Source organism: Kitasatospora sp. MAP12-44, from assembly GCF_029892095.1.
Classification (GTDB): Bacteria; Actinomycetota; Actinomycetes; order Streptomycetales; family Streptomycetaceae; genus Kitasatospora.
Genome location: NZ_JARZAE010000004.1, coordinates 7466065 through 7491738, shown reverse-complemented (window position 1 = coordinate 7491738; position 25674 = coordinate 7466065). Strand labels below are relative to the sequence as shown.

25 protein-coding genes are annotated in these 25674 nt (G+C 71.7%); 18 read left to right on the top strand and 7 right to left on the bottom strand.

Features of this window, described 5'->3' with window-relative positions:
• Position 1 precedes the first annotated feature (1 nt).
• From P3T34_RS34175 to P3T34_RS34145, 7 genes are read left to right on the top strand one after another with little or no spacing between them, the layout of a single operon-like run.
• Positions 2-1087, top strand: coding sequence for an iron-containing redox enzyme family protein (locus tag P3T34_RS34175; RefSeq protein ID WP_280669924.1), 1086 nt, complete (start codon positions 2-4; stop codon positions 1085-1087).
• Positions 1088-1097: 10 nt separating this feature from the next.
• Complete coding sequence (dapF, locus tag P3T34_RS34170; RefSeq protein WP_280669923.1) at positions 1098-2000, top strand: diaminopimelate epimerase; 903 nt, start codon at positions 1098-1100, stop codon at positions 1998-2000.
• Positions 1997-3100, top strand: coding sequence for an aminotransferase class I/II-fold pyridoxal phosphate-dependent enzyme (locus P3T34_RS34165; protein WP_280669922.1), 1104 nt, complete (start codon positions 1997-1999; stop codon positions 3098-3100). The genes dapF and P3T34_RS34165 overlap by 4 nt, the downstream gene beginning before the upstream one ends.
• Positions 3097-4497, top strand: coding sequence for a hypothetical protein (locus tag P3T34_RS34160; protein WP_280669921.1), 1401 nt, complete (start codon positions 3097-3099; stop codon positions 4495-4497). The genes P3T34_RS34165 and P3T34_RS34160 overlap by 4 nt, the downstream gene beginning before the upstream one ends.
• A complete protein-coding gene (locus P3T34_RS34155) occupies positions 4482-5819 on the top strand; it encodes an MFS transporter (protein WP_280669920.1) in 1338 nt (445 codons plus the stop codon). Before P3T34_RS34160 ends, P3T34_RS34155 begins: the two co-directional genes overlap by 16 nt.
• The gene (locus tag P3T34_RS34150) at positions 5816-6598 is read left to right on the top strand and encodes a PIG-L family deacetylase (RefSeq protein WP_280669919.1); all 783 of its coding nucleotides are present in this window, start codon (positions 5816-5818) and stop codon (positions 6596-6598) included. Before P3T34_RS34155 ends, P3T34_RS34150 begins: the two co-directional genes overlap by 4 nt.
• Before the next feature lie 32 nt (positions 6599-6630).
• Complete coding sequence (locus P3T34_RS34145) at positions 6631-7908, top strand: ATP-grasp domain-containing protein (protein WP_280669918.1); 1278 nt, start codon at positions 6631-6633, stop codon at positions 7906-7908.
• A 73-nt stretch (positions 7909-7981) separates the two neighbouring features.
• Here the strand turns inward: P3T34_RS34145 and P3T34_RS34140 are convergent, their stop codons facing one another.
• From P3T34_RS34140 to P3T34_RS34125, 4 genes are read right to left on the bottom strand one after another with little or no spacing between them, the layout of a single operon-like run.
• Positions 7982-8206 (bottom strand): hypothetical protein, encoded by a 225-nt coding sequence (locus P3T34_RS34140; RefSeq protein WP_280669917.1) that lies wholly within the window; start codon positions 8204-8206, stop codon positions 7982-7984.
• Positions 8203-8556: a hypothetical protein gene (locus P3T34_RS34135; RefSeq protein ID WP_280669916.1), complete on the bottom strand. Its 354-nt coding sequence runs from the start codon at positions 8554-8556 to the stop codon at positions 8203-8205. The genes P3T34_RS34140 and P3T34_RS34135 overlap by 4 nt, the downstream gene beginning before the upstream one ends.
• A 53-nt stretch (positions 8557-8609) precedes the next feature.
• On the bottom strand, positions 8610-9554 hold the full coding sequence (locus tag P3T34_RS34130; protein ID WP_280669915.1) for a threonine/serine dehydratase: 945 nt from the start codon (positions 9552-9554) through the stop codon (positions 8610-8612).
• 19 nt (positions 9555-9573) lie between these two features.
• Positions 9574-10368, bottom strand: coding sequence for a proline hydroxylase (locus P3T34_RS34125; RefSeq protein WP_280669914.1), 795 nt, complete (start codon positions 10366-10368; stop codon positions 9574-9576).
• Positions 10369-10442: 74 nt separating this feature from the next.
• Here P3T34_RS34125 and P3T34_RS34120 point away from each other — a divergent pair, with 74 nt between their 5' ends.
• The 4 genes from P3T34_RS34120 to P3T34_RS34105 all read left to right on the top strand — a co-directional run bounded on the left by P3T34_RS34120 (position 10443) and on the right by P3T34_RS34105 (position 14043).
• Positions 10443-11099: a TetR/AcrR family transcriptional regulator C-terminal domain-containing protein gene (locus P3T34_RS34120; protein WP_280669913.1), complete on the top strand. Its 657-nt coding sequence runs from the start codon at positions 10443-10445 to the stop codon at positions 11097-11099.
• 374 nt (positions 11100-11473) lie between these two features.
• Positions 11474-12337, top strand: a complete 864-nt coding sequence (locus P3T34_RS34115) for a Scr1 family TA system antitoxin-like transcriptional regulator (RefSeq protein ID WP_280669912.1) — start codon at positions 11474-11476, stop codon at positions 12335-12337.
• Positions 12334-12558, top strand: a complete 225-nt coding sequence (locus P3T34_RS34110) for a DUF397 domain-containing protein (protein WP_280669911.1) — start codon at positions 12334-12336, stop codon at positions 12556-12558. The genes P3T34_RS34115 and P3T34_RS34110 overlap by 4 nt, the downstream gene beginning before the upstream one ends.
• Before the next feature lie 288 nt (positions 12559-12846).
• Positions 12847-14043, top strand: coding sequence for an FAD-dependent oxidoreductase (locus P3T34_RS34105; protein WP_280669910.1), 1197 nt, complete (start codon positions 12847-12849; stop codon positions 14041-14043).
• A gap of 28 nt (positions 14044-14071) precedes the next feature.
• Here P3T34_RS34105 and P3T34_RS34100 read toward each other — a convergent pair whose 3' ends face one another.
• On the bottom strand, positions 14072-15004 hold the full coding sequence (locus P3T34_RS34100) for an LLM class flavin-dependent oxidoreductase (protein ID WP_280669909.1): 933 nt from the start codon (positions 15002-15004) through the stop codon (positions 14072-14074).
• A gap of 108 nt (positions 15005-15112) precedes the next feature.
• Here P3T34_RS34100 and P3T34_RS34095 point away from each other — a divergent pair, with 108 nt between their 5' ends.
• Positions 15113-15562, top strand: a complete 450-nt coding sequence (locus P3T34_RS34095; RefSeq protein ID WP_280669908.1) for a MarR family transcriptional regulator — start codon at positions 15113-15115, stop codon at positions 15560-15562.
• 57 nt (positions 15563-15619) lie between these two features.
• On the opposite strand, the gene P3T34_RS34090 is transcribed toward P3T34_RS34095, so the two are convergent.
• A complete protein-coding gene (locus P3T34_RS34090) occupies positions 15620-17689 on the bottom strand; it encodes a hypothetical protein (RefSeq protein ID WP_280669907.1) in 2070 nt (689 codons plus the stop codon).
• A 455-nt stretch (positions 17690-18144) separates the two neighbouring features.
• Here P3T34_RS34090 and P3T34_RS34085 point away from each other — a divergent pair, with 455 nt between their 5' ends.
• Positions 18145-19425, top strand: a complete 1281-nt coding sequence (locus P3T34_RS34085; protein WP_280669906.1) for a S53 family peptidase — start codon at positions 18145-18147, stop codon at positions 19423-19425.
• Positions 19426-19496: 71 nt separating this feature from the next.
• Here the strand turns inward: P3T34_RS34085 and P3T34_RS34080 are convergent, their stop codons facing one another.
• Entirely contained in the window at positions 19497-20693 is a 1197-nt protein-coding gene (locus P3T34_RS34080) for an alpha/beta hydrolase-fold protein (protein WP_280669905.1), read from the bottom strand.
• Between the two features lie 338 nt (positions 20694-21031).
• Here P3T34_RS34080 and P3T34_RS34075 point away from each other — a divergent pair, with 338 nt between their 5' ends.
• Genes P3T34_RS34075 through P3T34_RS34055 form a run of 5 tightly spaced genes read left to right on the top strand, consistent with a single transcriptional unit; the run spans position 21032 to position 25651 of the window.
• The gene (locus P3T34_RS34075) at positions 21032-22447 is read left to right on the top strand and encodes a ferric reductase-like transmembrane domain-containing protein (protein ID WP_280669904.1); all 1416 of its coding nucleotides are present in this window, start codon (positions 21032-21034) and stop codon (positions 22445-22447) included.
• Positions 22448-22461: 14 nt separating this feature from the next.
• Complete coding sequence (locus tag P3T34_RS34070; RefSeq protein ID WP_280669903.1) at positions 22462-22935, top strand: FMN-binding protein; 474 nt, start codon at positions 22462-22464, stop codon at positions 22933-22935.
• 4 nt (positions 22936-22939) lie between these two features.
• Positions 22940-23776 carry an FAD:protein FMN transferase gene (locus tag P3T34_RS34065; RefSeq protein WP_280669902.1) on the top strand — a complete coding sequence of 279 codons (837 nt, stop codon included), beginning with the start codon at positions 22940-22942 and terminating at the stop codon, positions 23774-23776.
• Positions 23777-23780: 4 nt separating this feature from the next.
• Positions 23781-24437 carry a response regulator transcription factor gene (locus P3T34_RS34060; RefSeq protein WP_280669901.1) on the top strand — a complete coding sequence of 219 codons (657 nt, stop codon included), beginning with the start codon at positions 23781-23783 and terminating at the stop codon, positions 24435-24437.
• Positions 24434-25651 carry an ATP-binding protein gene (locus tag P3T34_RS34055; RefSeq protein WP_280669900.1) on the top strand — a complete coding sequence of 406 codons (1218 nt, stop codon included), beginning with the start codon at positions 24434-24436 and terminating at the stop codon, positions 25649-25651. Before P3T34_RS34060 ends, P3T34_RS34055 begins: the two co-directional genes overlap by 4 nt.
• Positions 25652-25674: the final 23 nt, after the last annotated feature.

Here is a 25674-nt window from a genome sequence, read left to right as displayed (position 1 = left end):
CATGTCCGAGATTCTGCACGACAACTGGCACGCCCTGCTCACCGACGGCCCGTCGGCGGTGCTCCGGCAGCTGGCCGGCTGCTCGGCCGAGGCCCTCGCCACGGCCACCGAGGACTACCACTTCCGCGGCGAACTGGCAGCCGTGTTCCGCGAGTTGGCCAAGCAGGCCTACCAGGACGGAAACAATCCCGCGGCGCTCGCCGAGCTGCACCGATGTCTGGAGTTGGTCTACGACCGGGACTTCTCCGGTGTCGCCATCACCGAGGTCGACCACGAACTCCAGCCCATCCTGCGGGACATGGCGGCCGTCCTGGAGAACGCCATGCTCGCCTACGAGCGGGGGCGCATAGCGGAGGAGAGCATCTCCGGCTACCCGGTGACCGGGCCGGAGTACGTGCGCTGGCTCAAGGCCGCGGTGAGCGACCACCCGGCGGGCCGGCATCCGCTCTACCACGAGCACCTCGCCGAGCACGGCAGCCAAGAGGATCTGCGGCTGCTGCTCGCCCAGGAGACCAACCTCGACCCGCGCTTCGACGACATCCTCGCCGCCATGCAGACCGGCCGCAGCGGCCGGGAGAAGATGGAGATCGCCGCCAACTACTGGGACGAGATGGGCAACGGCGACCTGACGCAGGTGCACACCGTGCTCTTCTCGCAGGCCCTGAGCGCGATCGGTGCCGACGCCGAGTTCATCCGCGAGAGCTTCCTGCTGGAGGCCGGCGTCTCCGGCAACCTGTCCGCCTGCCTCGCCCTGTCGCGCCGTCACTACTACAAGGCGGTCGGCTACTTCGGGGTGACGGAGTACCTGGCGCCGCGCCGGTTCCGCTGCGTGGTCGACGCCTGGCGGCGCCACGACCTCGACGAGGTCGGGATCGTCTACCACGACCTGCACATCGGCGTGGACGCGGGCCACGCCGCGGGCTGGTTCAAGAACGTGGTGGGCCCGCTGGTGGAGAGCGACCCGCGGATCGGCCGCGACATCGCGCTGGGCGCGATGATCCGGCTGAACACCTCCAAGGACTACCTGGACGCGCTCCTGACGCGTATGCAGGCCAGCCGCCCGACGGCGGAACCCGCCACCGCCTGAAGGAGCCACCGTGCCCCAACTCGCCACACCAGCAGTCGACTTCGCCTTTGATTTCGCCAAATATCAGGCACTCGGCAACGACTACGTCGTGATCGACCCCGAGCGCACCGCCTTCGAGCCCACCCCTGAGCGCGTCCGACTGGTCTGCGACCGGCACTTCGGCCTCGGCGCCGACGGCGTGCTGTTCGGCCCGCTGCCCGCGGAGGACGGCTCCGACTCCGGCTTTCGGCTGGAGATCTACAACTCCGACGGCACTCCGTGCGAGAAGAGCGGCAATGGGCTGCGGATCTTCGCGCAGTACCTGCGCGACCAAGGCCGCACCCAGGACGAGGAGTTCGTGCTGCACTCCGCGGGCGGACCCTCCACGGTGCGGATCGTCGACGCGGCGGCCGGCACCGTCCGGGTCGACCTCGGTCGGGCCGACCTGGACAGCGCCGCCGTGGGCGCCGGCGGCCCCCGCCGGGAGCTGCTGCGCGAGCCGCTGGAGGCGCTCGGCAGCAGCTGGACCGCGACCTGCCTGCACCTCGGAAACCCGCACTGCGTCATCCCGCTGACGAAGGATCAGGTCACGGAGGAGCTGGCCCGGCGACTGGGCCCGGCGCTGCGCGACCACCGGCTCTTCCCGCAGCGGATCAACGTCCAGCTGATGGAGGTGCTGGACCGCTCCACCATCCGGATCGAGATCTTCGAGCGCGGCGCCGGCTACACCCTGGCCTCGGGCAGCAGCGGCTGCGCGGCGGCGGTCGCCGCGCACGCCCTGGGGCTCACCGGCCCCGAGGTCACCGTCCGGATGCCCGGCGGCACGGTCCGGGTCGAGATCGCACCGGACGGCCGGGTCGCCCTCACCGGGGAGATCCGCCCTGTCCTGCACGGGAGTTGGGCCGAGCCGCTGCGGCGGAGGCTGACCGGATGAAGGAGACCGAGTTGGACAGCACCTTGGACAGCGCCGTGTACCCGATGCGCCGTTGGGTCTTCGAGGACGCCGCCGGACGCTACGACATCGACCTCGGCGACAGCCATGTCGACTGCGGCTCGGTGGGCGACTTCACCCTGCCCACCGAGCTGGTCCTCGACTACGGCCACGACCGGGGCGGCGCCGAACTTCGCTCCCTGGTCGCCGACTTGTACGGCACGGCGGAGCCCAGGGTCGGCATCACGCACGGCGCGCAGGAGGCCCTCTACCTGCTGTACCGCACGCTGCTGCGCCCCGGCGACCACGTGGTGGTGTTCGCCCCCGGGTGGCAGCAGGCCTGGAACGTCCCCACCGAGATCGGCTGCCGGGTGGACATCGTCGGGATGCTGCCCTCGGGCCGCCCGGACGTCGCCGAGGCGCTGCGCAGGATCGGCCCGGACACCAGGGCCGTCGTGCTCAACTCCCCCTGCAACCCGACCGGTCGGCGGATCGCCGACGCAGACGCCGACGCGCTGGTGAGCGCGCTGCGCGAGCACGGCGGCTACCTGCTGCTCGACGAGGAGTACGTCGCCGACCTGCGCGCGCACTCGCTGGTCGGCCGCTACCAGCGGGCCGTCTCGGTCTCCAGCCTCTCCAAGGTCTACGGCCTGCCCGGCCTGCGGCTCGGCTGGATGAGCGGCCCGCCCGAGGTGATCGACGCGGCGATGGAGTACAAGCACCTCACCAGCATCGCCAACTCCGTGCTGCTGGAGCAGTTGGCCGCCCAGGCACTGCGGCGGCGCACGCACTACTTGCACCGCTACACCGAACTGACCACCGCCGGGCTTGAGTTGCTGGCCGACTGGGCGGCTCGGCACGCCGGCCAGGTGCGGCTGCTCACCCCGGAGGGCACCCCGTACGCCTGGCTGGAGCTCACCGGCGGCCGGTCGGCGCTCGACCTGTGCCGGGAAGTGCTGCGGCGCGAGCGCGTGCTGCTGATGCCCGCCGAGGTCTTCGGGGCCGAGGGCGGCGTGAGGATCACCTTCGCCCGCGAGGAGTCCGTCCTGCGCGAGGGGCTGCGCCGGATCAGCGCGGTACTCGACAGTGGCGGCGCCGAGTGATCGACCTGCGTCCCCTGCCGCTGATCGACCTGCGTCCACTGCCGCCGCAGGACCGCGCCCTCCCGCCGCAGGAGGCGCGGGCGGCGGCCCGGCTGCTCGACGGCGTCCGCGGCGCCGACGGTCCGTGGCGGCCCACCCGCCCCCTGCACCTGCGCGCCGACGCCTACCACCGGATCGGCGAACTCTCGGTGCGGGCGGCCCGCCTGGTGCTGGCGGCCTGCCGGCGCCGGGCCCGGACCGCCGGGGAGCTGCTGGCCGCACTCGGCTCGCGTCCCGAGCTCTTCCCGCTCCTCGACCACCGGGAGCTCCTCGGTGAGCACCTGCTGGCAGCGGTGCGCCCGGACATCCTGTTGGAGGACGGCGTCCCGAGGTTCGTGGAGCTGAACATCGACGGCGCGCTCGGCGGCGTCCGCCAGGCCGATCTGCTCGCCGCCCGCTTCCTCGACCACCATCGCCGCAGCGCCTCGGGGTCAGGGTCGGGGTCGGGGGATGCCGTGGCGTGCACGCTCAGCGCGCCGCCGTCCGCCGTGGACGCCAGGGCCCGGACCATCCGCGGTTTCCTCGGCCTGCCCGACGGCGCCACCGTCCTCCTCCCGCACTACCTCGGGGGAACGCTGGCCGGACTGGAGAGCCTGGAGCGGTTCGCCGAGTGGCTCGCGCCCGTCTTCGAGAACGCGCACGGCCACGGCATGGAGATGTTCACCTTCCCGCTGGATCGGCTGACCGCCGACCCGCACGGCCGACTGCTGGCCGGCGAGCGGGCGGTGGACGCGGTGTTCCGGCCCTTCGTCAGCCACGGGCAGCCGGACAGCCCCGGCCTGCGGGCGCTCGGCCACTGCCTGGCGGCGGGCACCACCAGGATGTTCACGCCGGAGGCCACCATGCTGCTCACCAACAAGCAGACGCTGGCCTGGCTTTGGGAGGACATCGGGCAACTCCCGGAGTCCGAGCAGGAGTTCGTCACCGCGCACATCCCGTGGACGGCCCGTCTCGACCAAGTCGACCAACTCGACCAGCTCGACGCCGACCGCGCCGGCCTGGTCCTCAAGCCGGCGGACGGCTTCGGCGGATCAGGCGTCGTCGTCGGCGCCGCGGTCGACGCCGAGCAGTGGCGGGCCGCGCTGAGCAGCGCCCGGGAGCAGGGCGGCCACCTGCTGCAGCGCCGGGTGCGGCCCGACCAGCTGCCGATGGGCTTTGTGCACGCCCCCACCGGTGAGCTCGCCGACGCCGAAGTCCCGTACGTGCTCGGCCCGTTCCTCTACGGGGAGCGGCTGGCCGGGATGCTGGTGCGGCACGGCGTGCCGGGCGGTGGCCCGGTGCTCAACGCCGGGCACGGCGCGGTCATGAACACCGTGCTGCTGGCGGGGAAGGCGGACCACCGGTGTCCCTCACGCTGAAGCCCGAGCCGACCGCCCCCGCCCCCGCCCCCGCGAGGGTGCTGGGCGGCAGGTTCAGGATCTTCCAGGTCTCCGTCCTCGGCTCGGGCCTGGCGGACGGGATCTACCTGATCTCGATCCCGCTGCTGGCGCTCTCGCTGACCGGCTCCGCGGCCGTGGTGAGCGCGGTGGGCATCGCGCTGCGCGCGCCCTGGCTGCTGGTGACCCTGCCGGCCGGCGTGCTGGCCGACCGCTACCCGCCACTGACGCTGATCCGCTGCGCCTCCTGGGCCCGGCTGCCGCTGGTGGCGGCGCTCTGCCTGCTCGCCTGGGCGAGGCTGCTGCCGGTCTGGGGGCTGGTGGCCGGTGCGTTCCTGATCGCGGTCTGCGGCACCTTCGTGGACGTCGGCGCCCAGTCGCTGGTGCCGCGCCTGGTGGACAAGCCGCTGCTCCCCCGTGCCAACGCCAACCTGCAGACCGGCCAGACCATGGTGGCCCAGTTCGCCGGACCGGCGCTCGGCGGCTACCTGGCCGCCATCGCCGGCGGCGGCATCGGCGCCTCGGCCGTCCTGTACGTCGCCACCCTGCTGGGCCTTGGACTGCTGCAGCGGCAGCTGACCCGGGGCCGGACCGAGCCCGAACTCCCGGCGCCGCTCGAGCAGTCCACCACCGCGCGGCGCTCCTTCCGGTCCATGGGCCGGGAAATGCGCGAGGGCGCCGGCTACTTCAGGCGGCGGCTCGACCTGATGGGCCTCGCGGCGGTGGCCGCCGCCGGCAACATCGCCTTCGCCGCCACCTCCACCATGCTGCCGCTCTGGGTGGTGGCCCCCGGCCGGCTCGGACTCTCCCGGACGGCCATGGGCTTCATCGCCGGCGCGCCCGCGATCGGCGGCCTGCTGGCGGGCCTGATCGCCGCGCGCACGCTGCGGCGCTTCGGCGGGCGCGCCGTACTGGGCGTCTGCGCACCCGCCGCCGGGCTCTGCTTCGCCGCCATCGCGATCCCGCGTCCGGCGGCGGCCTTCGGTGCGATGGCCTGCTACGGCGCGCTCAGCGTGCTGCTGAACGTGATGAGCATGTCGCATCGCCAATCGACCATCCCCGCCGAGCTGTTCGGGCGGGTCAACGCCGTCTACCGCTGGATCATCCTGGGCGTCTCGCCGCTCGGCGCGCTGCTCGGCGGCGTGGTCGCCGAGTGCTACGGCCCGGCGGCGGTGTTCATCTGCGCGGGCGCGCTCTCGCTGCTGGCCGGCACGCTGCTGCCCGTCCTGCTCTTCCGTCCCGTTCCGCCCTCCGTTCCGCCCTCCCCCGCCCCCGACCGGGCGTCTGACAAGGAGTTCGCATGACCGACCGCACCGACCGCAGGACCGACCAGCTCACCGAGATGCCGACCGACTGGACACGCGCCCTGGCGATCGTCGCGCACCCCGACGACATCGAGTACGCCGCCGCGGCCGCCGTCGCCACCTGGGTCGACCAGGGCAAGGAGATCGTCTACCTGATGGCCAGCCGCGGCGAGGCCGGCATCGACGGGATGGACCCCGAGCAGGCCAAGCCGATCCGCGAGCGCGAGCAGCGCGCCAGCGCGGCCGTGGTCGGCGTGACCGAGGTGGAGTTCCTCGACCACCAGGACGGGCTCATCGACTACGGGCCCGAGCTGCGCCGGGAGCTCGCGCACGCCGTCCGGCGCCACCGCCCGGACCTCATCCTGACGCTCAACCACCACGACCACTGGCGCGGCGTCTCCTGGAACACCCCGGACCACCGCAACGTCGGCCGGGCCGCGCTGGACGCCGCCGCCGACGCGGCCAACCGCTACCTCTTCCCCGAGGAGGGCCTGGAGCCGTGGGAGGGCGTGCGCTGGCAGGCCGTGGCCAACTCCCCCTATCCCACGCACGCGGTGGACGTGACGTGGGCCGTGGAGCGGGGCGTGCAGGCCGTGCTCGCACACGCCACCTACCTGGAGGCGCTCACCGACGAGGACCCGGCGGAGTACGTCCGGGGCTTCCTCGGACGCAACCTGGCGGCGGCCGGCGAGCGCTTCGGCGGTCGCCCGGCGGTCGCCTTCGAGGTCTTCCACCGGGACCCGTACCGCAAGCGCAACGGCGAGCTGCACTACCGCTGAGCCCACCATCCCCTGACGTACTGGAGAATCCCGTGCACCTCGCGGTCGTCGACTGCAACCCTGCCGCGCTGCAGGCGATCCGGCTCGCCAAGGAGGCCGGGCACCGGGTCACCTTCCTGCAGCCCGCGCTCACCCTGTACACCCTCACCGGCGAGAACCTGCGGATCGTGCAGTCCGTCGACCGGCTGATCGACCAGGTCGCCACCACGGATCCGCAGGCGGTGCTCGCGGCGCTCACCGCCTGCCACGCCGAGGAGCCGATCGACGCGGCCGTGACGTACCAGGAGATGGCGGCCGAGTCGGTGGCCGAGGCCTGCCGGGCGCTGGGGCTGCGCGGGACGGCGGCCGAAGCGGTGTTCACCGCGCGACGCAAGGACCTCTGCCGGGCGGCGCTGGAGCGGGCCGGGCTGGCCTCGGCCCGCTACGCCCTCGCGGCCGACGCGGAGGAGGCGCTGGCCGCCGCCGAGCGCATCGGCTACCCGGTGGTGCTCAAGCCGCCGTCCGGCAGCGCCAGTCTGCTCTCCCACGTGGCACACGACGCGACGCAGGCCGCGACCGCCATCGCGGACGTACTGGCCGGGGTGGCGGCCCTACCCGGCCACTGGCAGGGCCAGTTCAGCCGGGGTGTGCTCGTTGAGGAACTGCTGGTCGGCCGGCTGGTGTCGGTCGAAATCGGCGCGCGGGACGGGGAGTTCTTCCCGTTCTGCGTCTCCGGCCGGTTCCGCTGGCACGCCAACGAGGTGGTCGAACTGGGTTCCTGCATCCCGGCCGACCTCTCCCCCGCGGACACCGAAGCCTGCGTGGCGTACGCGCAGGAGGTCTGCCGGGCGATCGGCGCCGACCTCGGGGTGTTCCACCTGGAGGTCATGGTCACCGAACGGGGGCCGGTCCTGGTGGAGTTCAACCCGCGCGTGATGGGCGGCGGCCTACCGAGCGCCTACCGCCATGCCACCGGCCAGGACATCTACACCTCGCTGCTGCAACTGCTCAGCGGCGCACCGGTGGACGTGCCGCAGGGCTTCGCCGACTGCACCGCCGTCTTCGCCGTCATCGCCCAGGACGGCGGCCGCCTCTCCCCCACCGCCGACCTGGCCGCCCTGACCGGACACCCCGACGTCCTGGAGGTCATCGGCTTCGACGCCTACCGCACAGGCCCCGGCCAACCGATCGCCCCCGCCCAGGCAGTGGCCCGCTTCATCCTGCGCGCCCCCGACCGCCCCACAGCAGCCCACCGCGCCGAGGAACTCCTCCACCACCTGGAACACTCCCTCGGCCTCCCACTGATGACCGGCGACCTGACCCGCGACTGAGACGGTGGCCGACCACGCTGCTTCGCCAAGGACTTCCAGGCCGCATCGGAGTGGAGTTCGTCGTGCGGGTCGGTCATCCGGCGCACTCGTTTCTGGCGTCCACGTTGGCCTTGGCCACGCGGCCGCGCAGGGCTTCGCTGCGGTCGGCGGGGCGGACCTGTTCCGGCTTGCGAGTGACCTCGATGCCGCCACCGGGCGGACGAAGGTAGAGTTCGCCGGCACGGTGGTCCATGACCACCAGGATGCGCAGTGTCCGCTGATCGACAACGTACGAGCCGACGGCTGGGATGGTACTCATGTCGGTTCCCTCCGGATGACGATCGCACCGTCGCCGGGCAGGGCCGGGGTCCCGCCCACTTGCGCCAGCAGCTCACGCAGCAGGGACGATGACTCGCCATCGACCAACTTCCCCACACAACGGGCGTACACCATAAGGGCGTCGGCCAGCTCGGTCGCCACCCGCGCCGAGCAACCGCCCAGATAGACGTGCGCACCCTGCTGGATGCCCGTTGCATTGAACACCGGTCGCAGGGACGGGAGTTCGCTGATATCGGCAAGCTCGAACGCCGTTGCCAGCCTCCCCGCCGCATCCTCCGCCTCACGCCTATGCCGTCTCAGCACCTCGTCTGTGCGCTCTACTTCAGTCATCGTTGCTCCCTGCAGTAATCCCGCCACAAGCGGATGGCACCCCGGCGTTTCGGTCAGCCCAGGTCAGACAGGCTGCTGTTCGCGCCGCACAATACGATGGCGATCCGGCTGCCGGATTCGGGCATGTAGGCGCCGTCGAGGAGGGCTGCGAGGGCGGTCGCGCCGCCGTGCTCGACGGCGAGGCGACGGTGGTCCCACAGGGTGTGTCGGGCGGCGATGATCGCCGTGTCGGGGACCAGTAGCGAGGTCGCGTCGGTGCGCCGGGCCCAGTGCAGGGCGGTTTCCGAGGTGCGGCGTGCCCCCAAGGAGTCGGCCGCCACGGAGTCCACATCCACATCCACGACTTCACCCGCTTGGAGCGCGGCGTTGAGGGCTCGGCAGTTCTCCGGCTCGACGGCGACGACCTTCACGCCGTGGTGCTCGGCGGAGATGGCCGTTCCGGCGAACAGCCCGCCTCCGCCCACGGCGACCAGCACGGTATCCAGACCAGGGACCTGGCGGGTGATCTCGTCCAGCAGGGTTCCGGCGCCCGCCACGATGTGCGGGTCATCGTAGGCATGGGATGCCAGTGCGCCTTCGGCACAGCTGAACTCCACTGCTGCAGCGGCAGCGTGGGCGTATTCATTGCCGACCTGGCGGACGTCAGCGCCCAGTGCGAGCAGCTTCTTGACCTTGACCTGTGGTGCGGTCTCGGGCACGAAGACGGTCGCCTTGACCTGGTGGCGTCCGGCTGCCCAGGCGCAAGCCAGGCCCGCGTTGCCACCGGAGGCGATGACGACCCCGGCGTCCGGCATGGTGCCGTTCTCGATGTGGGCGGCGACGAAGTTCGCGGCACCGCGGTCCTTGAAACTGCCGGTGCGCTGGGTGAAGTCGAGGGCCAGGTAGACCTCGGCGGTGCCGAAGCTACCCGGGTCGACGGGGATGACCGGCACGGGCCGGGTGACACCGGCGATCCGCTCGGCGGCGGCCTTGACGTCGTCAAAGCTGAGGTTGTGCACGGGAGAAACTCCTGAACGTTCAGGACCAGGCGACGAGTTCGCCCCTGGTCGTCAGTCCGAGGAAGAAGGCCAGGGCGACCCGGCGGCCGACGGCCTCCTTCACGCTGTGGTAGTTGGCCGGGTTGAACAGCAATGCCTCGCCGGTCTTGGGGACCAGCTCGACCTGCTGGCTGTCCGCCGTGACAACGTCGCTGTAGCCGTAGGAGAACCGGTGCTCGTCGTCAGCAGGCTGCCAGCGGCGACGGGATATGCGAGTCTCGCCACCGCTGTCGGGGCCGATGACCCAGGCGTTGAAGGCGAGTTGACCTACCACGTGCTGATCGAAGAGCCCCGGCAGCTCTCGCACCACCTCGTCGTAGTGGGTGAGCGCACCGCGGTTGAGCTCGCGGACGGTTCCACCGAACACGGGCCGCCCGCCAATGGTGGCCGGTGTGACCGCCGACCCCCATGCAGTGCCGAGGCGGCCCAGCGCGAGGGCGATCGGGTCGTGGCGCGGACGGGCCATGGCCCAGGCCGCGCGGGCCCGATCAGCCTCTGGCCAGTACCGATGGCCGTCCAGCCGGCCCGAGTAGATGCGAAAGTCGTTGAGTGCCGGACCGAAGCGCAGGATCGGCTCGGCGACTCGTGAGCGGTCGTACTCGTGGACGGGCAGCTGGTCCAGTACGTCCACCATGCGCTGGCATGCGGCTGGATCGAGGAAGCTGGGGATCCTGACCGCCGCGCAGGTGCCTGCCAGCAGCGCCGCGAGGTGCTGCTCGGTGAACTCCGCCGCGGTGACGTACTGGAACATCGGATCGAGCATGGTTCTGGGCATGTCGACTCCCCTGGAAGGAATATGACGCATCATCAACCTGTCAATCCATTACGTCGTAAGTTACGCTGTCACGCATGGCGAAGCAATCCGTTACCTCAGATCGACTCACCGCAACCGCGATCGCCGAGGCGGCGATCCGGCTCCTTGACCACGGCGGCCCCGATGCCTTGTCGTTCCGCGCGGTCGGTGACGCGCTCGGCGTCTCCCAGACCACCATTCACCGGCGCTGCGGGGAGAGCACCGCCGGGCTCCTCGACCTCTGCATGGATCACCTGGCCACCCAGCTGCCCACAGCAGATCCGGGCACGCCATGGCCCGAGGGTGCGCGCCGGGCCTTCACCGCGCTGTACGAGGTGCTGATCGCACACCCGAGCCTGGTCGCACTTCGCGGCAACCGCCCCTGGATGGGCGAGGTTCTTCTTGAGCGCCTCACCGAACCGCTGCTCCAGTCGGCAGTCACCGCCGGGATGACGCCGACCGCCGCGGTAGAGGCGTACCGGCGCCTCTACCTCTTCACGCTGGGCTGCGCCGCCTTCGTCGACCACTCCGATCACGCGCAGACCCAGCAGCGAACCCGCGTCGGCATCGCCGTCCTGCCGCCCGCACGCTTCCCGTTCCTCACGGGCAACACCGAGGACGTCCTGAGGGCTGTGGTCGACCACAACGTCTTTCATGCAGGACTTCAGCAGATGATCGACATCGCGGCCATCGACCTGTACCCGCTCCGCTAGCCGAACCCGGAGCGCCAACCAACCAAGCACTCATTCACGACGGCCTGGTTCCACACCAGCTCGACGGTGCAGACGTAGACCGCCTGGTCGTCGGCCACCCCGAACCGGTACGGCCCGAGATCGCCTCTGCGGGTGGTATTCGACGAGTAACCCAAGATCTGACACAGCCGCCTCCATCGTCTGGGCACAGCGGTAGCCAAGCGCGAGATCACCGACTGTCCGTCAGATATTGCTCGCTGTCGCGACTTTGAGTGTGACGGCCATCACTAGCAAACCGCAAGCAAACACGGAACAAATTTATCTTGATCTTGGAAGTTGAGCTTGACCCAGCTTCCGAGCAGACTGGTCCCCTACTCGCGAGGGAGGGGACCAGCATGAGCGCGCAGCCGGACTACCGGTCGATTCGCCTCGGCGCGGAGCTACGCACTTGGCGCACCGAGCACGACAGGACGCTCACTGAGGCGACTGAGGGACTGCGCGGCTGGAACGCGGGCCGACTGAGCAAGGTCGAGCGGGGCCTCATGCCCGTCAACGCGAACGACCTGACCGCGTTCCTCGACCACAACGGTGTCGCCGGCCAAGACAGGGAGGACCTGCTCGATCTGGTCCGCGAGGGGCCATCACGCCAGTGGTGGCTGGACCACGACTTCGCGGACACGATCAGCCCGGCGTTCGCCGAGTACTTGGCGATGGAAGCCGATGCCTCCCACATGGTGGAGTACTTCCCCTCGGCGTTCCCGGGCTTGCTTCAAACCCCCGACTACGCCCGGGAGATGATCGAAGCGGGCATCGGCAGCCTCAGCGAGGAGCAGTTGGAGGCCGCCGCCGAAGTGCGCGTACTCCGCCAACGGCGGCTTACCGAGCCCCCCGTCCTTGAGGTCGAGGGCTACTTCGGCGAGGTCGCCCTCCTGATCGCCGCGGACCAGAAGGTCCTGGCCGATCAGATCCGCCATGCCATCAAGGTGGCCCAGTACCCCAACGTCACACTGTCGATGGTTCCGCTCAGCGCCGGGCGGCCAGGAATCCTGAACTCCGGGGTCACGCTGCTGGGCTTCGCCGACGAGCCCGGCGAAGAGAATGGGTTCGTGTTCGTGGAGGCCGTCGGCGGTATGCTCCCGCGTAGGTCGGGGCGCGACGTGCGGCGGACCAGGCGGACGTTTGACCGCCTGCGGCGCCACGCATTGTCCCCGGACGACACTCTCACCGTCCTTGCAGACAAGTTGGAAGAGATCACGTGAGCGACAGGCACGACCGGCATGGCCACGACACCATCGCCTCCGGCTGGTTCAAGTCGCGGTACTCAGGCGAGGCCAACGGGGCCTGCGTCGAGGTCCGGCGCGATGTCGCAGGCATGGAGGTCCGCGACTCCAAGGACCGGGACGGCGGCACCCTCAGCTTCAGCTCCGATGCATGGTCGCGCTGGCTACAAGACCTGGTCGAGGACAAGCTCTCTGGATGACGATCACAACGCCGCCCGGCTCGATGCGGGTGAGGGGACGGACTGCCGCCATCCTCACAGGCGTTTGCGCATCGTCGGGCGGTGCGCTTCGGTGTCGTCCTTGATCGGGTCGTCCACCACGGCGAGGTGCGCGCCCTTGCCGGTGAGGCCGCCACCGACGCCACCGATCTGACGATGGCCTGATCCGACCGGACCCGACAACTCGCCGATTCAGCCGGGGTGGGGGTGACTTGGGCGCTACCGTCGGTGGGGGACGCGGTTGGTGGGCGGAGTCGGAGGAGAGCCGAGTTGGCGGAGATCATGGTCATCGGCGGGGGTATCGCCGGTACGGCGGCTGCTCTGGGGCTGCACAAGGCGGGCTTCGACGTCACCGTCCACGAGGCGCATCCGGACACCGGGGCGGACATCGGCGCGTTCCTCAGCCTGGCGAGCAACGGCATGCGCGCGTTGGAGCAGCTCGATGCCGCGCCGCTGGTCGCCGGGCTCGGCTTCCCGCTTGCCGCGATGCGGGTCATCGACGAGGCGGGCCGGGAGCTCGCCGCCGTGCCGCTCGGGGAGTACGACGACGCCCTGACCGGCTACCGCTGCCTGCGCCGCGCCGAGCTCGGTGCGGCGCTGCAGCGCGAGGTCCGGCGTCGGGGGATCCCGATCCGGCACGCCGCCCGGCTGGTCGCCCTCACCGAGAGCGACACGGGCGTCAACGCGACCTTCGCGGACGGGACTTCGGCAAGCGCCGAGCTGGTCGTCGGGGCCGACGGGCTGCACTCGACGCTGCGCGCCCGGCTCGACCCGGACGCCGCCGGGCCCGCGTACGCCGGGCAGCGGGTCTTCTACGGATACACCACCGACTACGACGCCCCGGACCCGGCCGAGGAGCCGGCGGACCGGATCACCATGGTCCGCGGCAGCGGCGCCGCGTTCGGCTACGCCAACTCCCCCGCCGGGGAGACCTTCTGGTTCGCGCGGGTGCCCGGCCCGCCAGCCACTCCCGAGGAACTGGCCCGCACCACGCCCGCCCAGTGGCGCGAGCAGCTGCTGCCGCTGCTGCGCCCCGACCGCACGCCCGCGGCGGACATCGTCGGGGCAACCGCCGAGCGGCTGATGGTGACCAACGCCCAGCACCTCGCCCCCGGCGGCCGCTGGCACAGCCGGCGCACCGTCCTGATCGGCGACGCCGCCCACGCGGCCTCGCCCGCCACCGGCCAGGGCGCGTCAATGGCCTTGGAGGACGCGGTGGTTCTCGCAAAGGCGCTGCGCGAAGCGGGCCCGCGCACCGCCGCGCTGGAGCTCTACGAGACGCTCCGCCGCTCCCGGGCGGAGCAGAACATGGCCACCAGCGCCCAGCTCACCGCGAGCAGGGACACCGCTGCGGCGGCGGCAGCCCCGCGTGACTCCGCACGTCCCGCCCCGCGGGTGGACGAGGAACTGCTGCGCCTACTGCACTGGGAGAGCCCCCTGCCGGGCGCCACTCGTCAGAGCGACTGACCGGCACCCCGGCAGGGGGTTGCGGCTCTCAGCGCCCGCCGCACTCCGCGCGCAGCGGCGTGATGATCTCCTCGACGAGCCGGTGGGCGACCTCTGGCGGGTAGGGGCTTCGCAGGCTCAGCACGATGTGGGTGAGGCCGGCGTCGATGAGGTCGCGGATGGCCTTGCGGTCACCGGCCGGGTCGTCGTAGGAAACGATGTACTGCACGGAGCGGGTGATCGTCTGCGGGTCCCGCCCGACAGCTGCGCAGTGCGCGTCCAGGACGCGGCTGCGCTGGATGATGTAGTCGAGGGTGTTGTGCGGCGGACCGGGGATGTTCCAGATGTCCGCGTGTTCGGCGACCAGGCGAAGGGTCCTGGTCCCCCAGCCGCCGATCAGCAGGGGCGGGCCCGGCTGCTGGACGGGCTTGGGTTCGTTGCGATTGCCCTTGAGCGTGTAGTAGTGGCCGTGGAAGTCGAAGACGTCCTCCGTCCACATGCGCTTGAGGATGGTGATGGTCTCGGCCAGGCGGGCGATGCCCTCGGCCGGCGGGACCAGGGTCAGGCCGTAGGCGTCGTACTCCGCGACGGCGGGGTTCTCGCCTGCGACGCCACCGGCGTCGGCTGGCTGGTGGGTGCCGCCGACGCCGAGGCCCATGACCAGGCGGCCACGGGAGATCACGTCCACCGTCGTGGCGATCTTGCCGAGGACGGCGGGCTGGCGGATCCGGTTACTGGTCACCAGCAGGCCCAGCCTGAGCCGTTGGGTCTGTGCGGCCAAGGCGCTCAGGAGCGTCCATCCTTCGAGGATGTGCCCGTCCTTGGGGCCTGCGATCGGCATCAGGTGGTCCCACAGCCATGCGTCCGCGATCTCCGGCAGGGCGTCGGCCTCCTGCCACACTCGGAGGATGTCCTCGTAGGAGGTGCGCATCGGGGTGGTCTTGATGCCGAACGTCACTCGGTGCTGAATCTGATCGCTCATGGTGCCACGCACCCTTCGGCTCGACGTGTCGCCGCCACCGACGACAATACCGTCACCATAGATGATCGTCAGTACTCCTGACTATCATTGCTCGGATACGATGCGGACATGACGGACGATGCAGCCTCCGAGGCCCTCGCCTCCCGACTCGGCTATCTGCTCAAGCACGTGCAGCTGCGGCTGACCGAGGCGTCCGCGCCGGCGCTGGCTCCGTTCGGCATCGACGGCCGCGAGCTGGCGGTCCTGGTCGTGCTCGCAGCGGAATATCCGCTCTCCCAGCTGGAGGCGGCGGGCAGGCTCGGCGTCGACCGCACGACGATGGTGGCGCTCGTCGATGCCCTGGAGAAGAAGGGGCTCGTCGAGCGCCACCGCAGCTCCCAGGACCGGCGCAAGAACACCGTGCAGCTGACCTCGACGGGTCAGGACACCCTGCGTAAAGCCGAGCACGCCCGCGAGGAGATGGAACGCCAGTTCCTCGTCCCGCTCTCGCCCTCGGACGCAGACCAACTGGTCCGCGCCCTGCAGACCCTCGTCACCGCCCCGAAGACCGTCGACTGACGACCGGCCCGGGGTGCGGCGGGAACTCGCTCTTCCCACCGCACCCCTGACTGATCGTCAGTTGCTCCAGTGCGGACGCAGGGTGACGCTCAGGATGGTGCGGTACTCGGCGGGCTCGGCGGCCGGGACGGTGTACTGCGCGGCCGGGTCGGTGCCGTAGACGCTGCCGATGGAGGGCAGCGGCTTGGGGGTCGAGTAGCCGGCGAACAGCATGGTCAGGGTGCCGTTGCCGTTCTGCACCACGGTGGGGTCGTAGACGCGGCCGGCGTAGTAGCCGGAGACGCCCAACGCGCCGCCGGAGGCTGCCTGCTGGGCCAGCGCGTTGAAGCTGTAGTCGGTGCCGATCAGCTTCTGCGGGGCGGACCAGTTCTTGCCGTCCTTGGAGGAGGCGTAGAAGATCTGGTTGAAGGCGTCGCTGTCGCCGTCCGAGGCGTAGGCGCCGGACAGGAAGAGGCCGTAGCCGCCGTCGGGGTTGGTGACGACGGTGCCGCGCGAGCCGATCCAGCGCAGCACGCTGTCACTGCCACTGGCGGGGTCGCCCAGGCCGCCGACCTGCCCGAGGTCGGTGAAGTTCAGGCCGTCGGTGGTGTAGGCGGCGCGGACCACGGTGTAGTCCTCGTTGTTGCCGAACAGCGACTTCGGCTTGTTCTTGCCCTCACCGATCGTGGCGAGCTGCGCGTACGGGACGGTGGCCGCGCCGGGTGCGCCGACACTGCTGCCCTTGGCCACCGTGCCCGTGCCGCCGGTGCAGCCGGTCAGGTGGGTGGCGTCGGCGCCGGTGCAGGCGACCTGGACGATGCCGGCGGCGGTGCCCAGGCTCACGGTGACCGAGCCGTTCGCCGGCCGCAGGGCGGTGGAGTCCGCCACCGGGAGGATCGCGGCCGGCAGGGTGACGGCCGCGGTGGTGGTGGTCGGCGTGAAGTAGTTGAGGATCTTCTCGGTGTAGAGCACCGCGACGCTGCCCTTGGGCGCGCCGGGGTAGTGCGGGATGGTGCTGATGATGCCGTCGGGGGAGACCAGGCCCGAGGTCTGCTGGGCGGTGGCCGGGATCAGCCGGTCGGCGGTGACCGCGTCGCCGGCCTTGATGCTCACGCCGCCCGCGGTGCGGGTGGTGCAACCGGTGAAGGCGGTCGCGGTGGCGGCGCCGTCGTTGCAGTCGACCGTCACGCCGTCGACGCTGAAGTGGCCCGGCTGCTCGAAGGCGGCGGTGCTGCCCACGCTGATGCTGACGCCCGCGCCGGCGGGGCCGGCCGGGACGGTGACGGCCGCGGTGGCGGTGGTGCTGCCGCCCTGACCGACCGGCTCGGCGGCCGGCAGTCCGGCCAGCGGGTTGCCGTCCTTCGGGGTGAGGTGGTGGACGATCAGGTTGGTGCCCAGCGCGTCGCCGGAGGGGCGCGAGAGGGTGTAGAGCACCTGGCCGCGGTGGCCGGTGCCGGCGTAGTCGGGCACGTTCAGCACGAAGGCGTGGCCCTGGCCGTCGTCATTGGTGTTGCCGTTCGGGCACAGGCCCGCGTTCTGCTCCAGCGCCTCGCCGGCGTACTTCCAGGTCTTGCCGTGGTCGGTGGAGGTGGCCGCGACCACCGCCTCGTCACCGTCCTTGGGGCGGTAGTCGAACAGCCCGTTGAGCGTGTCGCCGCCGTCCTGGCTGGTGACGAAGGGGAAGTAGTAGGGCTGCATCGGCAGCGTGGTGCCCTTGGGCTGGCGGACCACGGTGCCGGTCTCGGGGGTGGCGCCGCCGCTTGAGCAGTAGCCGGTCAGCGGGCCGGGCGTGCCGGTGACGCCGCTGGCCGCCGGGACGGCGCCGGTGTCGGCCGGGTCCACCGCCAGGTTGGGGTAGCTGACCCCGCCGACCGTGATGCTGCCGCTGCCGCCGCCCGCGTAGACCGGCAGGCTGCGGCTGTACGAGGGAGCGAGCGAGAGGTCGCCCTGGGCGAGCGTCCACGGCCCGCCCTTGACCTTGTCGACCACCGGGGTGCCCACGGTGTAGCCGAACGTGCCGTGCTGGTGGCCGTGGCCGCCCCACCAGTCGGAGTCGGCCGAGGCTGCCGAGGCGGAACCCGCGGTGGCGGTCAGGGCGGTGAGGCTGAGGGCAGCAAGAGCGGCTGCCGTGGTCCGGCGACGAGGCATGGGTTCCTCCCGTTGGGCACCCGGCGGGGGAAGTCGCACGGGTGGCGCATCCGTGCGACTGCCGCACGGTCACGCCAGATACTGACCGCTCGATCGAGTGAACGGGCCGCTTGTGAAAGAGAGTTCACCCGCCGTTCCGCGACGCAACGCCCAACCGCCATCGAACCCGCGCGCCAGCCAGCACCCCTCAAGCCCCTAGGGACTCCCAACTCCCCCACCCTTGGCGCTTTCTGAGTAAGTTCTGTGTTTTTCCTGGGTAATCCCTGGGAATCCTCTTGATTGACATGCGCGCGCAAATCTACAGTCAGGCCCGGCTGCTGAAAGCGCGTGACTCCCCGGGCTGAACCACCGTCGGAGGACGTGAGCGGCAAGGCTCCGCAGGTTCGGCCACCCCACGGGCCGTTCCTGCGGGCCGCTCCCCCCACACCCTGGTTCACCAGTCAGAGGAGCAGTTCTTGCGTACCTCGATAGGATCAGTGACCCGGCGCACCGCGCTGGCGCTCACGGCCGCGGCGGGTCTCACCCTGTCCGGCTTCGCCATCACCCCCGCCGACGCCGCCCCCACGGCGGACGCGCACGGGCACGGCCACGGACACGTGAGCGTCACCCGGTCCTGCGCGGTGCCGAAGAAGGCCGGCTACCTGGCCTGCAACGCACTGCGCGTCACCAGCGGAACCCCCGTCAAGGCCAAGGCGACCGGCGCGCTGGCCGGGCACGCCACCGCGGCTGCCGCCGTCTCCGGCTACGGCCCGGCCGACATCCAGGGCGCCTACAACCTGGCCTCGGCCGCCGCCGCCAACGGCGCGGGCGAGACCGTGGCCATCGTCGACGCGCAGGACGACCCCAACGCCGAGTCCGACCTGGCGGCCTACCGCAGCCAGTTCGGGCTGCCCGCCTGCACCTCGGGCAACGGCTGCTTCACCAAGGTCGACGAGAACGGCGGCACCAACTACCCGTCACCGGACTCCGGTTGGGCCGGGGAGATCTCGCTGGACCTGGACATGGTCAGCGCCACCTGCCCGAACTGCAACATCCTGCTGGTGGAGGCCACCAGCGCCAGCACCGACGATCTGGGCACCGCGGTGAACCAGGCCGTCACGCTGGGCGCCAAGTTCGTCTCCAACAGCTACGGCGGCTCGGAGAGCGCCGACGAAACCACCGCCGACAACCAGTACTTCAACCACCCGGGCGTCGCCATCACCGCCTCGGCCGGCGACAGCGGCTACGGCGTCGAGTACCCCGCAGCCTCGCCGTACGTCACCTCCGTCGGCGGCACCTCGCTGACCGCCGACTCCAGCGCACGCGGCTGGAGCGAGTCGGTCTGGTCGACCAGCAGCACCGAGGGCACCGGCTCCGGCTGCTCCGCCTATGAGGCCAAGCCGAGTTGGCAGAGCGACCCGGGCTGCGCCAACCGCACGGTGGCCGACGTCTCCGCGGTCGCCGACCCGGCCACCGGCGTCGCCGTGTACGACACCTACGGCGCCTCCGGCTGGAACGTCTACGGCGGCACCAGCGCCTCGTCCCCGATCATCGCGAGCGTCTACGCGCTGGCCGGCAACCCGGGCGCCAACACCACCCCGGCGGCCGACCTCTACGCCAACCCGTCCGCGCTGAACGACGTCACCAGCGGCTCCAACGGTGACTGCGGCGGCTCGTACCTGTGCACCGCCGGCGCGGGCTACGACGGCCCGACCGGCCTGGGCACCCCGAACGGCACGGCGGCCTTCACCGGCTGACGTGCGAAGGGCGGTGGCCCGCGCAGACCCGGACCGGTCTGCGCGGGCCACCGCTGCATGCCACCGCTGCGTCAGTGCGTCGCCGGAATGATCGTGCTGAGCCACTTGAAGGCGGCCGGCACCATCGGCTTCCAGGTCGAGACCAGGTGCGGACCCGGGTTCTCGAACGGCGTGACCGTGGTGGGCGCCTTCGCCGCCTGCTGCAGCGCGATGGCGTCCTCCAGGCCGTCGCCCTTCTTGCCGGTCTCCCAGAGCGCCACGTTCGGCGGGGTCGGGGCGTGCGTCAGGATGTACAGCGTGTTGCCGATCTCCTTCAGGTGCGGGTCCTTGGCGGTGATGGCGGAGCTCTCGCCGCTCGGGTCGTTGTACCCGGACATGGCGATCGCGGCGCGGAAGCGGTCCGGGTGGGACAGCGCCAGCTTGGTCGCGCAGAACGCGCCCGCCGAGTAGCCGCCCAGCGCCCAACGGTCGGCGGAGGGGTCGACGCGGAAGTTGTCCAGGATCATCTGCGGGACGTCCCGCGTGAACCAGGTCTCCGCGTTGACCCTGCCGGGGACGTCGGCGCAGCCGCTGTACTCGTTGCTGCCGATCAGGTTGACCCGCGGCGAGATCAGGATGAACGGCGTCACCTGCCCCGAAGTCATCAGCGGCGCAAGCTGCTTGGAGACGTCCATGCTGCCGAACCAGGCGCTGGAGGAGCCGGGGAACCCGGCCAGCAGCTCGACCACCGGGAAGGTCTTGTCCTTGTACGCGGGGTCGTCGTACTGCGGCGGCGTCCACACCACCACCTCGCCGTCGACGCCGGAGAGCCGCCCCTTGAGGTCGGTGGTCTTGACGTCACCGGGCACCGCGGGGTCGTCCACCGGCTTGAAGGTCTGGATCACCTTGGTCTGCGGCTGCGCCGCGTCGGCCGCCAGACCGTGGTCCGCGGGCGGCGGCGGCACAGCCCGGACGTGGCTGGAGGTGCCCAGCAGGTCGCCCCAGCTGTCGTAGAGCAGGTTCGAGTCGTTGACCATCACGAACACCATGGTCACGGCGGTGGCCTGGCAGAGCAGGATGGTTCCCAGGTAGCCGAGGGTCCGCAGCAGCCCCGGTCCGCTGCTCCCGCGCCGACGCGAGGCCGCTCTCCCCCGGCCGCCGACAGCCCGGCCGCCCTCCCCCGCGGCACCACCGCCGCGGCCTCGACCCCACTGCAGCATGGCGAGCCCGATGGAGGCCATGAACAGGATGATCGTGAGGATGAAGAAAGGGGTACCAGTCAGTTGCATCGCGTTCTCGTATCCGGGTCATCAACCGCCCGGTCCCCCACTCGGCCGGTGCGCATCTCCACCTGCGGGGACGATAGCGAACAGGCGTCCGGTTCGCCGATTTCTGGGAGCTTGATGAGAGGCGCGTCACACCTCGTCAGGCCGAAACAGTACTGGTTGAAACGAGATGACGGGGCAACGACCGGATCCCCATGATCATCGGCAGGACCGGAGCTGTACGGTTTCTGAACGCGGTGGGCCCGGGCGCGGCCGCCCAGCGATCCGGCTGTTACGGCCCTGTTATCCGCTCCCGGGGAGAGTAGGCCCGTCAGCCATTCGCCTCACGACGGGAGCCACTCGTGGCGACTGTGAGCCCGCCCGACGCGCGGACGGCCCGCCACCGCGCGGGGCCGAGTCCGCGACCGCCCGGCCTGTCCGGCCTGCCCGGTCCCGGGAAGCTCTGGTCCTGGGCCCTGCTGCTGGTCATCTGGGCCGGCGTCCCGGCCATCACCGCGCTCTGGTGGCAGAACACCATCCCGGGTGCGCTGCGCGGCGGCGGGGACTACGTGACCGCTGCCGGACGGCTCTCCGGGCTGTTCGCCGCCTATCTGCTGCTGGTCCTGGTCGCGCTGATGGCCCGGGTGCCGTGGCTGGAGAACCGGGTGGGCTCGGACGTGGTGGCCCGCTACCACCGGTCACTGGGCGAGTACACCGTCGCACTGGCGGCCGCGCACGCGGTGCTGATCATCCTGGGCTACGCCTGGCAGTCGGGGACCAACCCGGTCTCCGAGGGCGTCACCGTGCTGTTCGACTACCCGGACGTGCTGCTGTCGGCCATCGCGCTGGCCCTGCTGGTGCTGGTCGGTGTGGTCTCCGCCCGGGCGGTGCGCCGCAAGCTCGCGTACGAGACCTGGTACCACGTCCACCTGCTGGTCTACGTCGCGATCGGCCTCGCCTTCGCGCACGAGTTCGCGGTCGGCGCGGACTTCTCGGCCTCCGTGCGCAACCGGCTGCTCTGGTCCGCCGCGCACATCGTGGTCGGCGCGGCCGTGCTGGTCTTCCGGATCGGGCTGCCGCTGCGCCGCTCGCTGCGCCACCGCCTGCGGGTGGCCAAGGTGGTGAACGAGGGTCCGGGCGTGGTGTCGATCCACCTCAACGGCCGCGAGCTCGACCGGCTGGGCACCGAGGGCGGCCAGTTCGCCCGCTGGCGGTTCCTGGCCCCGGGCCTGTGGTGGCAGTCCCACCCGTACTCGATCTCGGCCGCGCCCGGCTCCGGCACGCTGCGCATCACGGTGAAGGACCTCGGCTCCTCCAGCGCCTCGCTGGCGCGGCTGCGGCCCGGCACCCGGGTCTGGTTCGAGGGCCCGTACGGCGCCTTCACCGCGCGGCGCGGCACCCCGGGCCGGCGGATCCTGCTGATCGCCGGGGGCGCGGGCATCACCCCGATCCGGGCACTGTTCGAGACGCTGCCCGGCCGCGGCTCCGACGTGATCCTGCTGTACCGTGCCTCGCGCGCCGCCGATCTGGTGCTGCAGCGCGAGCTGACCGAGATCGCCCGCCGGCGCGGCTTCGGCTACTACCCGCTGGTGGGGCCGCGCAGCGGCCCGGGCGGCGACCCGCTGGGCAGCACCCAGCTCCGGCGGATGGTCCCCGACCTGGCCGAGCGCGAGGTCTACCTGTGCGGGCCCGTGGGCATGACCGAGGCCGCCGGCCAGCACCTGCGGTACGCGGGGGTTCCCCGGCACCGCATCCACACCGAAGCGTTCGAGTTCTAGGAGAGCCGCGAGCTATGCGCAGGACCACCGTGGCGCTGGCCGCCACCAGTGCAGGCATCGCCCTGCTGATCGGGGCGAAGGCGCAGTCCGCGGGCGTGGCGCGCTCGGCGCTGAGCGACGCGCCGCGCGCGGCGCAGCCGGCCGCCCCGGCGCAGGCCGCAGGCCCGTCGACGGCAGGCTCGTCGACGCAGGCAGCCCCACCGGCGCGAACCGGCAGCGGAAGCTTCACCGGCAGCCCCGTCGACACCCCCTACGGCACGGTGCAGGTCAAGGCCGTCGAGTCCGGCGGCAAGCTCACCGACGTCGTGGTGCTGCAGCAGACCTACGGCGGCCACAGCACGCAGATCGACGACTACGCCCTGCCCGTCCTGAAGTCCGAGGCGCTGGCGGCGCAGAGCGCGGACATCGACGTGGTCTCGGGTGCGACCTACACCTCCCAGGGCTACGCGCAGTCGCTGCAGGCCGCCCTCGACTCCGCCGGGAAGTGAGCGCGTGCGCACCGCGGCCGAGCAGGTGATGGGCACGGTCGTCTCGCTGGCCGCCCCCGACGCGACCGATCCCGCGCTGTTCCGCGCGGCGGCCCAGGCGGCGTTCGGGTATCTGCACCACGTCGACGAGGTCTTCTCGCCGTTTCGCCCCGACAGCCCGGTCAGCCGGATCCGCGACGGCCGGCTCTCGCCGACCGCGCTCGGCGAGCACCCCGACGGCCCGGAGCTGCTCGAAGTGCTGGCGCTGTGCGAGGAGTTGAAGCAGGGCAGCGAGGGCGCCTTCGACGCCTGGGCGGTCGGCGACCCGCCCGGCTTCGACCCCTGCGGCGCCGTGAAGGGCTGGGCCGCCGAGCGTGCCAGTGCTCTCCTGACCGAGCACGGACTGCCGCGGCACTCGCTGAACGCCGGCGGCGACGTCCGGCTGCGCGCCGGGCAGGAGGACCGCTCGCCGTGGCGGGTGGCGCTGGCCGATCCGCACCGGCCGGGCAAGCTGCTGACCGTCCTGGAGATCGCCGACGGCGCGGTGGCCACCTCGGGCACCGCCGAGCGCGGCGCGCACGTCTTCAACCCCTGGACGCACCGGCCCGCCCGGGCGCTGGCCCAGGTCACCGTGACCGGCCCGGACCTCGCCCGCGCCGACGGCTGGGCGACGGCCGCGCTGGCCCTGGCCGACGGCCCGGGCGGCACCGCCGGGGCGCACGCCTGGCTGAGCGCGCTGGCCGAGCGCACCGGCTGCCAGGCCGTCACCGTCGACAACAGCGGCGCCACCTGGCTGACCCGCGGTTTCGCCGCACTCGTCCGGTCGGCGGCGGCCGGCACACCTCCGTCCGGGGGAAGATAAGGGCATGCGGATCCTGGTCGTCGAGGACGAACTACGCCTGGCCGCGCGCATCGCCGAGGGGCTGCGCGACCAGGGCATGGCGGTGGACGTCAGCCACGACGGCGACGACGCCCTGCACAAGTGCGAGCTGAGCGAGTACGACGTGCTGGTGCTGGACCGCGATCTGCCGGGCACCCCCGGCGACGAGGTGTGCAGCGTGCTGGCGGCCCGCCCGGACGCCCCGATGATCCTGATGCTGACTGCTCTCTCCGGCACCGACGACCGGGTGGACGGCCTGACCCTGGGCGCCGACGACTACCTCGGCAAGCCCTTCTCGTTCGCCGAACTGACGCTGCGCATCCAGGCGCTGGGCCGTCGGCGGCGCTCCCACCCGGCGCTGCTGACGCGCGGCGACCTGACCATGGACACGCTGCGCCGCACCGTGCACCGCTCGGGGCGGCCGATCGCGCTGACCGCCAAGGAGTTCACCGTGCTGCAGGTGCTGCTCACCGCCGACGGCGCCGTGCTCAGCCACGAGCAGCTGCTGGAACGGGCCTGGGACGAGCACGCCGACCCGTTCACCAACACCGTCCGGGTCACCGTCAACCGGCTGCGCCGCAAGCTGGGCCCGCCCGACGTGGTGGAGACCCTGGTCGGCGCCGGCTACCGGATCGCGCCGTGAACCGGCCGCCCACGGGCTGGCTCCGCTGGCTGGTCGCGTGGCTCCGGCATCCGCCGCTGACCATCCGGGCCCGCCTGACGCTCACCTACGCGACGCTCTTCACCATCGGCGGCAGCGCCCTGGTGCTCGCCATGACCACGGCGTTCTACCACGCGATCTTCCAGCCGCTGCCGCCCAGCGCGATCCCCGGCCGGCTCGACCCCGACCACGACCACATCCTCAGTCTGAGCGACCAGATCCGCGACGTCGCCGTCTCCCACCTGCTGCGCGACGCCCTGCTGCTGCTCCTGCTGGTGGTCGCCGTCTCGGCGCTGCTGGGCTGGTGGATCGCCGGACGGATGCTGCGGCCGATCAAGGCGATCACCGCGGCGGCCCGGCGAGCCAGCGGCACCACGCTGCACGAGCGGCTGAACCTGCCCGGGCCGCCGGACGAGCTCAAGGAGCTGGGCGACACCTTCGACGAGATGCTGCAGCGCCTTGACTCGGCCTTCGTCACCCAGCGGCGGTTCGTCGCCAACGCCAGCCACGAGCTGCGCACGCCCCTCGCGGTGACCCGGGCCGCCGTCGAGGTGACCCTCGCCAAGCCCGCCGCGACCCAGGCGCAGTGGCGCGCGATGGCGCAGGACGTCGCCGACTCCACCGAGCAGGCGCAGCGGCTGATCGAGGCGCTGCTCGTGCTGGCCCGCTCCGAGCAGCGGGTCACCGACTCCACCGACTCCTCCGAGGACGACCTCGCGGACATCGCGGCGGAGGCGCTGGACCAGGTCGCCGCCCGCCGCCGGGCAAGGGGCCTGCGGCTGGAGGTCGAGTTGGCGCCCGCGCCGCTGCGGGGCAATGTGGCGCTGCTGGGCATCGCGGTGGCCAACCTGCTGGAGAACGCGGTGAAGTACAACCGCGACGGGGGCCTGCTGCTGGTGGCGACCCGCCGGACGGGCGACGGGCGGGCGGTGGAGCTGACGGTGGCCAACGACGGCCCGGCGCTGGAGCCCGAGCGGGTAGAGGAGCTCTTCGAGCCCTTCCACCGCGGCCGGCACACCCGCCGCAGCAGCGGCCCGGGCGCCGACGGTCCGGAGGGGGCGGGCCTGGGCCTGTCGATCGTCCGGGCGGTGGCGCTCGCGCACGGCGGGACAGTGCGGGCCGCCGTGCGGGCGGAGGGCGGTCTGGCGCTGGTGCTTCGCCTGCCGGTCACACCTTGTTCGTCTACAGGCTTGTAGACACTTCGCCCTGAATTATGCCA